The 13,229-nt window shown below is 44.0% G+C and carries 8 protein-coding genes; 1 reads left to right on the forward strand and 7 read right to left on the reverse strand.

Going from position 1 to position 13,229, the window contains the following annotated elements; translation table 11 throughout:
• Nucleotides 1-15: 15 nt before the first annotated feature.
• Nucleotides 16-3,627, reverse strand: a complete 3,612-nt coding sequence (rpoB, locus tag SORDD15_RS07445; protein ID WP_061416037.1) for a DNA-directed RNA polymerase subunit beta — start codon at nucleotides 3,625-3,627, stop codon at nucleotides 16-18.
• Between the two features lie 442 nt (nucleotides 3,628-4,069).
• On the opposite strand from rpoB, the gene SORDD15_RS07450 reads away from it, so the two are divergent.
• A complete protein-coding gene (locus SORDD15_RS07450; RefSeq protein WP_061416039.1) occupies nucleotides 4,070-7,786 on the forward strand; it encodes a pullulanase in 3,717 nt (1,238 codons plus the stop codon).
• 202 nt (nucleotides 7,787-7,988) lie between these two features.
• Here the strand turns inward: SORDD15_RS07450 and SORDD15_RS07455 are convergent, their stop codons facing one another.
• The 6 genes from SORDD15_RS07455 to SORDD15_RS07480 all read right to left on the reverse strand — a co-directional run bounded on the left by SORDD15_RS07455 (nucleotide 7,989) and on the right by SORDD15_RS07480 (nucleotide 13,052).
• On the reverse strand, nucleotides 7,989-8,753 hold the full coding sequence (locus tag SORDD15_RS07455) for an amino acid ABC transporter ATP-binding protein (RefSeq protein WP_000942257.1): 765 nt from the start codon (nucleotides 8,751-8,753) through the stop codon (nucleotides 7,989-7,991).
• Between the two features lie 9 nt (nucleotides 8,754-8,762).
• Nucleotides 8,763-9,485: an amino acid ABC transporter permease gene (locus tag SORDD15_RS07460; protein ID WP_061416042.1), complete on the reverse strand. Its 723-nt coding sequence runs from the start codon at nucleotides 9,483-9,485 to the stop codon at nucleotides 8,763-8,765.
• Nucleotides 9,486-9,488: 3 nt separating this feature from the next.
• Nucleotides 9,489-10,181: an amino acid ABC transporter permease gene (locus SORDD15_RS07465; protein ID WP_061416043.1), complete on the reverse strand. Its 693-nt coding sequence runs from the start codon at nucleotides 10,179-10,181 to the stop codon at nucleotides 9,489-9,491.
• A 36-nt stretch (nucleotides 10,182-10,217) separates the two neighbouring features.
• Entirely contained in the window at nucleotides 10,218-11,099 is an 882-nt protein-coding gene (locus SORDD15_RS07470) for a transporter substrate-binding domain-containing protein (RefSeq protein WP_061416045.1), read from the reverse strand.
• 17 nt (nucleotides 11,100-11,116) lie between these two features.
• Complete coding sequence (locus SORDD15_RS07475) at nucleotides 11,117-11,992, reverse strand: transporter substrate-binding domain-containing protein (RefSeq protein WP_061416047.1); 876 nt, start codon at nucleotides 11,990-11,992, stop codon at nucleotides 11,117-11,119.
• Between the two features lie 64 nt (nucleotides 11,993-12,056).
• Nucleotides 12,057-13,052, reverse strand: coding sequence for a uroporphyrinogen decarboxylase family protein (locus SORDD15_RS07480; RefSeq protein ID WP_061416049.1), 996 nt, complete (start codon nucleotides 13,050-13,052; stop codon nucleotides 12,057-12,059).
• Nucleotides 13,053-13,229 lie beyond the last annotated feature (177 nt).

The following is a 13,229-nucleotide window of genomic DNA, read 5'->3' on the forward strand; positions in this document are numbered from 1 at the left end:
TTCTAAGTGAACTGCTTATTCTTGTTCAGCAGCTTCTTCTGTTGCTTCCGCTTTTGTTGCTTTCTCAGCTTCTTCAGCTTCAAAGGCTGCTTTAGCCTCTTGAGCTGCTTTTTCGCGGGCTTTTTCAAGGTCATCTACGTGGATGACATCTTCGTCCATTCCTTCATCCAAGTCGCGAAGTTCCACTTCTTGGTCGTCTTCGTCAAGGACACGCATGTCAAGACCAAGAGATTGCAATTCTTTGACAAGAACTCGGAAGGATTCTGGAACACCTGGTTTTGGAATTGGTTTTCCTTTTGTAATAGCTTCATAAGCTTTCAAACGTCCGTTGATATCGTCAGATTTGTAAGTCAAGATTTCTTGGAGAACATTTGACGCACCGTAGGCTTCAAGAGCCCAAACTTCCATCTCACCGAAACGTTGTCCACCAAACTGAGCTTTACCTCCGAGTGGTTGTTGGGTAACAGTTGAGTATGGTCCGACTGAACGCGCGTGCAATTTATCATCAACCATGTGGTGGAGTTTGATCATGTACATGACACCAACTGATACACGGTTGTCAAACGGCTCGCCTGTACGTCCATCGTAAAGGATTGTTTTGGCATCGCTATCCATACCTGCTTCTTTAACAGTGTCCCAAAGGTCTTCAGAACTTGCTCCGTCAAAGACTGGTGTTGCGATGTGGATACCAAGAGTACGGGCTGCCATACCAAGGTGGAGTTCCATAACCTGACCGATATTCATACGTGATGGTACCCCAAGTGGGTTCAACATGATGTCTACTGGAGTTCCATCAGGAAGGTAAGGCATGTCTTCTACAGGAACGATACGAGAGACAACCCCTTTGTTCCCGTGACGTCCGGCCATCTTATCTCCGACCTTGATCTTACGTTTTTGGGCGATGTAGACACGAACCAGCATGTTCACACCGGATTGCAACTCATCCCCATTTGCACGTGTAAAGATCTTAACATCACGAACGACACCATCGGCACCGTGAGGTACACGAAGAGAAGTGTCACGCACTTCACGAGACTTGTCTCCGAAGATAGCGTGCAAGAGACGTTCTTCAGCTGAGAGGTCTTTCTCACCCTTAGGTGTGACTTTACCGACAAGGATATCCCCTTCTTTAACCTCAGCACCGATGCGGATAATCCCCATTTCGTCAAGGTCTTTAAGAGCATCTTCACCAACGTTTGGAATTTCACGAGTAATTTCTTCAGGCCCAAGCTTTGTATCGCGCGTTTCTGATTCGTATTCTTCGAGGTGGACAGATGTATAGACATCGTCTTTGACCAAGCGTTCGCTCATGATAACGGCATCCTCGAAGTTGTAACCTTCCCATGTCATGTAGGCAACGATTGGGTTTTGTCCAAGCGCCATTTCCCCTTTTTCCATAGAAGGTCCGTCAGCGATAAAGTCGCCTTTTTCAACGACATCGCCAACTTTAACGAGAGTGCGTTGGTTGTAGGCAGTACCTGAGTTTGAACGACGGAATTTTTGAATGTGGTAAACGTCCAATGAACCATCTTCGCGGCGTACTTCTACCTTGTCAGCATCTGCGTATGTAACTTTACCATCATACTGAGCAATAACAGCAGCACCAGAGTCATGAGCTGCTTGGTATTCCATACCAGTACCAACGTAAGGTGCTTTTGGATCAATCAAAGGCACAGCCTGACGTTGCATGTTGGCACCCATGAGGGCACGGTTGGAGTCGTCGTTTTCCAAGAAAGGAATACATGCTGTCGCAACGGCAACTACCTGTTTTGGTGACACGTCCATGTAGTCCACAACATTAGCTGGATACTCCTGGTTGACCCCTTGGTGACGTCCCATGACAACTTTCTCAGCAAAAGTACCGTCCTCGTTAAGACGAGAGTTAGCCTGCGCTACAGTAAATTCATCTTCTTCATCGGCTGTCAACCAAACGATTTCGTTGGTTACCACACCCGTTTCACGGTCCACCTTGCGGTATGGTGTTTGAACAAATCCATACTTGTTCAAGTGTCCATAGGATGACAAGTTATTGATCAAACCGATATTAGGTCCTTCTGGGGTCTCGATTGGACACATACGACCATAGTGAGTGTAGTGCACGTCACGTACTTCATATCCAGCACGGTCACGTGTCAAACCACCAGGTCCTAAGGCTGACAAACGGCGTTTGTGAGACAACTCAGAAAGCGGATTGTGTTGGTCCATGAACTGTGACAACTGTGATGAACCAAAGAACTCTTTAACCGCTGCTGTCACCGGACGGATGTTGATAATTTGTTGTGGTGTTAAAACTTCATTGTCCTGCACAGACATACGTTCACGGACATTACGTTCCATACGAGAAAGTCCAAGACGTACTTGGTTAGCAAGCAATTCACCAACTGCACGGATACGACGGTTCCCAAGGTGGTCGATATCATCCACACGTCCGATACCTTCTGCCAAGTTGAGGAAGTAGCTCATCTCTGCAAGGATATCCGCAGGAGTTACAACACGAACCTTGTCGTCTGGATTGGCATTTCCGATGATGGTTACAACACGGTCTGGGTCCGTTGGGGCAACAACCTTGAATTTTTGAAGGACAACTGGTTCTGTCAGAACAGCTGCATCGTTTGGAATGTAAACGATCTTGTTCAAGTCGCCATCCAAGTGACTCTCGATACTTTCGATCACGCTACGAGTCATAACGGTACCAGCTTCTACCAAGATTTCACCCGTTTCAGGATCTACCAATGGCTCCGCAATGGTTTGGTTGAGCAAGCGTGTTTTGATGTTCAATTTTTTATTAATCTTGTAACGACCAACGGCTGCCAAATCGTAGCGACGTGGGTCGAAGAAACGTGCTACAAGCAAGCTACGTGAGCTTTCAGCAGTCTTAGGCTCCCCTGGACGAAGGCGTTCGTAGATTTCTTTCAAGGCTTCGTCTGTACGAGAGTCCATTGGATTCTTGTGGATATCTTTTTCAACAGTATTGCGAACCAATTCGCTATCACCAAAGATATCAAAGATTTCATCATCACCTGAGAAACCAAGGGCACGAACCAAAGTCGTAAATGGAATCTTACGAGTACGGTCGATACGAGTATAGGCGATGTCTTTTGAGTCGCTTTCCAGTTCCAACCAAGCTCCACGATTAGGGATAACAGTTGAGCCATAGCCCACTTTACCGTTCTTGTCTACTTTGTCATTAAAGTAAACACCTGGTGAGCGGACCAACTGAGAAACGATAATACGTTCACCACCATTGATGATGAAGGTTCCCATTTCTGTCATGATTGGGAAATCACCAAAGAAAACTTCTTGGGTCTTGATTTCGCCTGTTTCTTTATTAATCAAGCGGAAGGTTACAAAAATTGGTGCTGAGTAGCTAGCATCGTGGATACGTGCTTCTTCGAGCGTGTATTTGGGTTCCTTGATTTCATATCCAACAAATTCCAACTCCATTGTGTCTGTGAAGTTTGAAATTGGCAATACATCTTCAAATACTTCCTTAAGACCGTGATCTAGGAAATCTTTGAATGAATCCGTTTGAATTTCAATCAAATTTGGTAAGTCAAGAACTTCTTTGATTCTTGAAAAACTACGACGGGTACGATGTTTCCCGTATTGAACGTCATGTCCTGCCAAGATGATTCTCCTTTGTAAATAAATTCCAAGCCTTGTCAATCAGGCTTTTCTAATCGTCATATGGTTTTTAAAACCCCTATCACCGTGTCCCTTTGACGAATTTTCAGAATCTTTAAATCTTTGTTACAAGCACTCAAAAACCTGAAAAAAAGCACAAAAAGAGCAGCTAAATCTGACTTTTTCAGAAGATTTAACTGCTGTGAGCCTTGTCTGGACAATATTTCAGACAAAACCTACGACAAATGATTACTCATATTATACCTTATTTAGCTAGATTTTTCAAGGTTTTTTTACTATTTTTTAAACAATCTTTTCCTATATATTATTTTAAAATTTCAAGACAATGAAGCATTCTATTTTCTCTTAAAATTTAGGAAAACGCTTGCACTAATGTTTACCTCGTGCTATACTGATAGGGAACAACTACACAAGGAGAATTGTGATGAAAAAGATCCCATCTCAAACTGAGAAAAAAATGATTTACGCTATCCGTTCCTTGAAGAACGGAACTGGTTCTGTCCTTATTGGTGCCAGTATTGTCCTACTTTCTGCTGCAATGCCAACTATTTCAGCTAACGAAAACCTACCTCAAACTCAGGAAAATACTAGCGCTGTGACCAAGGCCCCTACTGAGACTGAAACGAGTCAAACTCAAAAGGAAACGCCTATTTCTGAACAAAAGAATGCAAACGCTTCCCTTGATTCTAAAAAAGAAGCTCCAGCTGTGGAAACTACTACAGCGCCAGAAACACCCAAAACAGAAGATGCTACTACAAGCCAGGCTAACAGCAAGGAAGAGAAAGTAGATAACAGCACTGCAACACCAACTTCAGAACAAAAACCACAAGCTGACACATCCTCTGAAGACCCCATCGCAGACAACCACTTCCGCATCCATGTAAAAAAACTCCCTGAAGAAAACAAGGATTCTCAAGGGCTTTGGACTTGGGACGATGTTGAAAAGCCGTCTGAAAACTGGCCCAATGGAGCCAAGTCCTTCAAGGATGCCAAGCAAGATGACTACGGCTATTATCTAGATGTCAAACTCAAAAATGAGCAAGCCAAGAAAGTCAGCTTCCTTATCAACAATACCAAAGGGGATAACCTGACGGGGGACCGTTCGGTAGAGCGCCTCTCTTCCAAAATGAATGAGGCTTGGCTAGATGAAAACTACAAGGTATACAACTACCGCCCTCAACCAGCAGGAACTATTCGTGTCAACTACTACCGCACCGATGGCAACTATGACAAGAAATCTCTTTGGTATTGGGGCGATGTCAAAAACCCAAGCAGTGGAGAATGGCCTGACGGTACTGACTTTACCGCAACTGGAAAGTATGGTCGCTACATTGATATTCCACTCAATGAAGCTGCTAGAGAATTTGGATTTTTATTACTAGACGAAAGCAAGAAAGGCGATGATGTGAAAATCAGAAAAGAAGATTATAAATTCACTGATCTAAAAAATCACAGTCAGATTTTCCTCAAAGATGATGACGAAACCATCTACACCAACCCCTACTACGTTCACGATATCCGTATGACTGGTGCCCAACACGTGGCTAAATCTCGTATCGAAAGCAGTTTTTCTACCCTAGTTGGGGCTAAGAAAGACGATATCCTCAAACACTCCAGCATCACTGATTACCTAGGGAATAAAGTAGCTATCACAGACGTGGAAGTAGATGAAGCTGGTAAAAAAGTGACCTATATCGGCGACTTCTCTGACACTCAACACCCGTACACTGTCAGCTACAATTCAGACCGCTTTACCACACGTTCAAGCTGGCGCCTCAAGGATGAATCCTACAGTTACGATGGGCCACTCGGCGCAACTCTAAAAGAAGATGGCAAGCGTGTTGACCTCACCCTCTGGTCTCCAAGTGCTGATAAGGTTTCTGTCGTTGTCTACGACAAGAAAGACCCTGAAAAAGTAGTTGGAACTGTCGCCCTTGAAAAAGGAGAAAAAGGAACCTGGAAACAAACTCTGGATGCAAACTCTGGTCTCGGTATCAGCAACTACACCGGCTACTACTACCACTACCAAATCGAGCGCCAAGGCAAAACTGTCCTCGTTCTTGACCCTTATGCCAAATCATTAGCGGCTTGGAACAGTGACCTAGCAAAAACAGATGCTGCTCATAAGGTCGCTAAAGCTGCCTTTGTCGATCCATCCAAACTAGGTCCGCAAGACTTGACCTACGGGAAGATTCGTAACTTCAAATCGCGTGAAGATGCCGTTATCTATGAAGCTCATGTACGTGACTTCACTTCGGATCCTGCCATCGCAAAAGACTTGACCAAGCCATTCGGTACCTTCGAAGCCTTTATCGAAAAATTAGACTATCTCAAAGACTTGGGTGTGACCCACATCCAACTCCTTCCAGTCTTGTCTTACTACTTTGTCAATGAATTGAAAAACCAAGAACGTTTGTCTGCCTACGCTTCAAGCAACAGCAATTACAACTGGGGATATGACCCTCAAAACTACTTCTCCTTGACTGGTATGTACTCAAGTGATCCTAAGGATCCAGAAAAACGTATCGCTGAATTCAAAAACCTCATCAACGAAATCCACAAACGTGGCATGGGGGCTATCTTAGACGTGGTCTACAACCATACTGCAAAGGTTGACATTTTTGAGGATATTGAGCCAAACTACTATCACTTTATGGACGCAGACGGAACTCCACGTACTAGCTTTGGTGGCGGTCGTTTGGGAACTACCCACTACATGTCTAAACGTATCTTGGTAGACTCTATCAAGTATCTGGTTGAAACTTACAAAGTGGATGGTTTCCGTTTCGATATGATGGGTGACCACGATGCAGCTTCTATCGAAGAAGCATACAAGGCTGCACGCGCCCTCAATCCAAACCTTATCATGCTAGGTGAAGGCTGGAAAACCTATACTGGTGATGAAAATACGCCTGTACAACCTGCTGACCAAGATTGGATGAAGAAAACAGATACTGTCGCTGTCTTTTCAGACGACATCCGCAACAACCTCAAGTCTGGCTATCCAAACGAAGGTCAACCTGCCTTTATCACAGGTGGCAAACGCGATATCAATACCATCTTTAAAAATCTCATTGCCCAACCAACCAACTTTGAAGCAGACAACTCTGGAGATGTTATCCAGTATATCGCAGCCCATGATAACTTGACCCTCTTTGACATCATTGCCCAGTCTATCAAAAAAGACCCAAGCAAGGCTGAGAACTATGCTGAAATCCATCGCCGTTTGCGACTTGGAAACCTCATGGTCTTGACTGCTCAAGGGACTCCGTTTATCCACTCTGGTCAAGAATACGGACGTACCAAACAATTCCTTGATCCAGCCTATCAGACTCCTGTTCCTGAAGATAAGGTTCCAAACAAGTCTCACTTGTTGCGTGACAAAGACGGCAAGCCATTTGTCTATCCTTACTTTATCCATGACTCTTACGACTCTAGTGATGCTGTCAACAAGTTTGATTGGACCAAGGCTACAGATGGCAAAGCATATCCTGAAAATGTCAAGAGCCGTGACTACATGAAAGGATTGATCGCTCTTCGTCAATCTACAGACGCCTTCAGACTCAAGAGTCTACAAGATATCAAAGAACGCGTCCACCTCATCACTGTCCCAGGCCAAAATGGTGTTGAAAAAGAAGACGTGGCCATCGGCTACCAAATCACCGCTCCAAATGGAGATATCTACGCTGTCTTTGTCAATGCGGATGATAAGGCTCGTGAATTTACTCTAGGAACTGCCTTTGCTCACTTGAGAAAGGCCGAAGTTCTCGCAGATGAAAACCAAGCAGGACCAGTAGGAATTGCTAACCCTCAAGGTCTCGAATGGACTGAAAAAGGCTTGAAATTGAACGCTCTCACTGCTGTCGTTCTCCGCTTGTCTCAAGGTGGTGCCATTGTCGCTCCAGCTGTGGAAGAAAAACCAGAATTTGATCTTTCTAGCTTGGAAGTCGAACCAGAACAAGGCCAAGCTCAAAACCTAGCAGCCAATCCTGAAACTCAAGAAACTACTGCAGAGGCTCACTCTCAAAATCTCCTTCCAAACACAGGAACTGAGAGCAAATCCCTCCTTGCCCTTGCTGGATTCAGTATCCTTGCTCTTCTCGGACTTGGATGGTTGATAAAAAACAAGAAAAAGAACTGATACTCAATAAAAATCAAAGAGTAAACTAGGAAGCTAGCCACAGGCTGCTCAAAGCACAGCTTTGAGGTTGTAGATAAGGCGAAGCTGACTTGGTTTGAAGACATTTTCGAAGAGTATAACCTAGCCCTCCTATAGAGAAAACACCCCATGGTCAGAAGAATCTTCTAGTCATGGGGTGTTGTTTTTATGATACACTTGTCTATCAAATCATATATTCTACACTATAGGTGGCATCCGATAAGATACGTGCCAGAAACTGCTTGGTTCGTTCTTCTTGTGGACGACTAAAGAAATCGTGGGGATTGTTCTCCTCTACGATACGACCTCCATCCATGAAAATAACATGGTTGGCGACATCTCTAGCAAACCCCATCTCATGCGTGACGACCACCATGGTCACACCTTCTCCCGCCAACTGCTTCAGAACATCCAAAACATCTCCAACCAACTCAGGGTCTAGTGCAGATGTTGGTTCATCTAGCAAAATCACCTCAGGCTTGACGGCAATAGCACGCGCAATTCCAATCCGTTGTTGCTGACCTCCAGATAGTTGTGAAGGGTAGTAGTCCTTATAAGCAAGTAAACCAACTTTTTCCAAGGCAGATTCTGCACGTTTGAGCGCTTCTTCCTTAGGAACTTTACGAGCTACGATTAGGCCTTCTAGAATATTTTCCAGAGCAGTTTTATTTGCAAAGAGATTGTAGTGCTGGAAAACAAAGGCTGTTTTTTGGCGAATTTCTAGAATGTCTTTCTTGCTCAATTTGGATAAGTCATAGGTTTTTCCTGCCAAGGTCAAACGGCCGCTATCAGCTTTTTCTAAGTGATTGAGACAACGGAGAAAGGTCGTTTTCCCCGAACCCGATGGTCCTAAGATAACGACGACATCCCCTTGGTTGACCTGGAGATTGACATCTTCCAGGACCTGCCTCTCACCAAATGTTTTCGCGATATGTTCTACTTGTAACATTCTGTCCTCCTATACAAAACGCGCGCTAGATGCTTTTGCACTCTTTTCTTTTTTCACATAGCCTTTTTCCAGTAGGGAGAAGCCCCACTGAATCAAACCACAGATTAAAATATATTGCAAAAAGATCACAAAATAAGACTCAAAATACTGGTAACCGTAGGACGCTTCTACACGAGCAATAGCAGTGATGTCCTTGATGGTCATGACAAAGACCAGGGAGGTCCCTTTGACGATATTGATCACCAGATTGGCCAAGTTAGGCAAGGCAGAGCGCAAGGCTTGAGGAAAAACAATCCTTAGATAAGCCTGAGTCGTAGTCAGCCCAATTGCATGCGCTGCCTCTAGTTGTCCCTTGTCCACTGTCAAGATAGCTGAACGCAAAATCTCCGATAAACTCCCGACTGTCATCAAACTATAAATGATGAAAGCATAGTAGAGAGGATCAAGTTTGAAAATATCAAAATCGCTCCCTATGCTTTTGAAAAATTGATTCAGCAAACTTGGAAACAAACTATAAAAGAAGAGAATCAATAAAATCGGAGGAGTCGCTCGGATAAAGGCCAGATAAACCAGAGAAAAACTCCTCACCCCTCGAACCTTGTAAATCTGCCCCAAGGCTAAAAATAGAGCCGGTAAAAAGCTTAAGACCATAGCCACAATCATGATAATCAAGGTGATTGGCACACCCTTCAAGGTCTCCAGAAAGGTCTTTACAATATAGTCTATATCCATTTCTTACCTCCCTTTTGTTTCCAAAGACTTCTCAAGCAAACGACTCAAGCTAGAAATAACCAAGGCAATCCCCCAGTAAAGAAGCGCAACTGCCGTATAGGTTTCCAGAGAGTAGTTCCCTAAATTGCGACTGATCAAGAGATTGCCTGCCCCCATAACATCAACAAAACCAATCGTATAAGCCAAGGCAGCATCCCGCATGAGATTGAGAATAGCGGTCGTTATATTGGGAAGAGCAACTTGAAAAGCTTGAGGAAAAATGATTCTCCAAAAAGTCTGACTTGGAGTCAAACCAATACTAAGCCCGGCCTCTGTCTGCCCCTTTGGAATAGCTTGATAGGCCGCCTTGAAGACCTCGGCAACAATAGCCGCAAACAAGAGAATCATCGTCAGGAGAACAAAAATAGTTTTAGACCAGTTGTTGATATCCAAACCAAGCCACCATTTCAGAAATTCTGGCAAACCATAAAAGACTAGAAAAAGCAAGACAATCGGCGGTGTACAACGTAGGGTAAAAATGTAACCCTTTGAAAGACCCGCAAAGGTTTTGTCCTCAGCCAGTTGTCCCCAGGCCAGCAGACTACCAAATAAGGAACCCAATATGGTTGTTAAAACTAGCACCAAGAGTGTCATAGGAAGAGCCTGCCAAAGAGTCGGCAAAAACTGAAAGACCTTTGAAAAATCATAAGAAACCATGCTTGCGAAACCCTTTCTAATTTCGTTTAGAATGTTCTAGTCTTTGTCTACATAACTAAAGACATCTTCTTTAAAGTATTGCTGAGATAGCTTAGCAAGCGTGCCATCTTCTTTCAACTCTTTGATTGCTTTTTCGTATTCTTTGGCAAATTTTTCCCCCTTTTCATCACGGTGAATCAAAGGATAGGTCGGAATCCCCTTATACGGGAACCAACTGAGTTTGTCTGCATACTGATGGTAGGAGCCATCCTCTGCTGTCACCGCCTTTTCAAAGGAAAGTTTAATATCAAAGAAGGCATCATAGCGCCCTTCTAGGACCCAAGCATAGGCATCCGCAACCTTGAAAGATTCTGCTGCGGTCAATTCAATTGGAGCATCCTTGTGCTTGTCGTTGTAGCTAGTAATCACATTCCATTGCGCATTCTGTGGAGAGATGGGAACCAATTTCCCTTTATTCTTAGCAAAGTCATCAATGGTTTTGTATTTCTGTTCATCTTCTTTTCTGACAGTAAATCCGATGATGCTCGCTCCCACTGGTTCAGATGGAATGACAAACTTTTTAGCTCGTTCATCTGTGTACCAAGCTCCCTTGGTTCCGATGTCATACTTGCCTGATTCCAGACCAATCAAGAGGTCGTCATCACTGGTACCCGTATATTCAAATTGATAGTTTGCCAACTTCTCATCAACAGCCTTCAAAACAGCTACTTCGTAACCATCTGATTCCCCTTTTTCATTGACAAAGTCATAAGGAACGTAGTTCTGGGTATGGGCTACTTTGAGCGTTGTCACTGCAGTTGAAGCAGCTGTGTTACTATTACTTTCTGCCTTGGCACCAGACAAACTGCGCACAAGAATCGTTCCTCCAACTACTGCAACCAAGGCGGCGCCACCGATAATCCATGTTTTTTTACTCATTCATTTCCTCTTTCTAATTACTCATCTGCATAGGAGAAGACATCTTCGCCAAAGAATTTCTCAGATAATTTAGCCAAGGTTCCATCTGCTCTTAATTCTTGAATTGCCTGATCATAAGCCTTTGAAAACTCCTCGTTCTCTTCATTTCGGTGAATCAAAGGATAGGTCAGAATTCCTTTATAAGGGAACCAGGTCAGCTGGTCTGCATATTGGTGGTAAGGGCCGTCTTCCTTTGTCACAGACCGTGCATAGGACAACTTAACATCAAAGTAGGCATCATAACGCCCTTCTAAGACCCAAGCATAAGCATCCGCTACTTTAAAGGATTCCGCTGCGGTTAGCTCAATCGGGGTATCTGCATGCTTGTCATTGTAGTCCTTGATCACACTCCACTGGGCATTTTGCGGTGAAATGGGCACTAATTTTCCTTTTTCCTTGGCAAAATCATTGATGTTTTTGTACTTAGCTTCGTCCTCTTTTCGCACTGTAAAGCCGATGATACTTGCCCCAATGGCCTCTTTGGGAATGATGAATTTCTTAGCCCGTTCATCCGTATACCAAGCTGCCTTGGTTCCGATATCAAACTTGCCAGATTCCAGTCCGATTAGGAGAGCTTCGTCATTGGTTCCTGTATATTCAAAGCGGTATTGAGGCAATTTTTCATCGATCGCCTTTAGAACGGACGCTTCATAGCCATCTGGTTCTCCCTGCTCATTGGTGAAATTATAAGGAGCATGAGCCTGAGAATAGGCTACTTGAATAACCCGTTCCGATTGACTCGCTTGACTTTCAACCGCTTGGGTTCCTTTTTGAGTGGCCAATCGACTGATAATCGTTACTGCGACAACTCCTGCTAGCGCAACTCCTGTAATAATCTTTGCTTTCTTTGACATAAGTCCTCCTCCCACTTGATCCTAACTTTTCAAAATTCCTAAAACAACACTTGGACCGCAACCTTTATAGAGTGGCTTCCTTGACCCACTGGAGACGTTCCACAGCAATATCACTAGGGACGGTACAGTCCGCTCCGATGATCAAGCCTTCTTTACCAGATTCAACGATCAATCGTTTGGTTTCCGCCTGAATTTCTTCCTTGCTTCCAGTATAAAGTAAGCCTGACTTACCATTTTCAAAACCACCCAGTACAGTCCGACCTTTGAAGATTTCTCGACCTTCAGAAAGGCTAATCCCTTCTGGACCAACCGCCCAGTTAAAGACTTGCGCTGGATAGTCTGCAAAAATATGAATATCGTTCCGAGCACCTTCATAGCCACAGATATGCAGAATATTGATACCACCAACCTCATTTGCAGCTTCAAGTACCGCTACTTCGCTTGGAGCAATGATTTCTTGATAATCCTCTACTGAAACGGCTCCGCCTTGGATACTTTGGACACTGAGATAAATCCCATCCGCTCCTGCTTCTTGGATGATTCGTTTGCTAAGAGCAGCAATGTCTTGGGCAATGACATCCAAAACTTTTTTCAAGGTTGCCTTATCTTCAGCTAGGTAAGAAGCGATTTCGTCATCCCCACCTGCAACTTTTCCGACCAACCATTTGAGATAGGTAATTGGCGCAAAAATATTGTAAATCGCAACAATATCCTCAGGGAAATCGGCCTTAATCTTCTTAACCAAGTCCACCTGTTCTTGGATCCATGGATGATCGGCCCCAAGAGGTTTAATAGCGCCTAGCTCCTGAATGGTTTTCCCTTTACCAATAACAGGGTTTGGATAAGCGAAATAGCCATCACTCATGAGTTTGACGAAGTCTGGATCCAACTCCTTGATAAAGGTCTTGTGTCCCTTCAGGTTTTTCTCAATAATTTTAGGATTTGAAAATCCTTCTAGCCATTCACTTTCTTCTGTAAAGTGGTGCCAAAATCCGATTGGGACCCGGTCTACTGCTTCACCTTTAAATGCTTTTAAAACGCGTTCTCTTTTTTCTGACATCCTTATTCTCCATTTCTTACTTTTTCAACTAATAAACTGCTTGCGATATCATTCGGGCGTAGAAAGGGGAGACTGGATTTGGAAAAATCCTGAACCCCACGACATCTCTCTCCATTTTTGCAGTGCTGATTTTTTACGACGCTTATGGCGACCAAGGCCAGCAAACCGACAACTGCA

This window comes from Streptococcus oralis (assembly GCF_001578935.1).
GTDB lineage: Bacteria > Bacillota > Bacilli > Lactobacillales > Streptococcaceae > Streptococcus > Streptococcus oralis_R.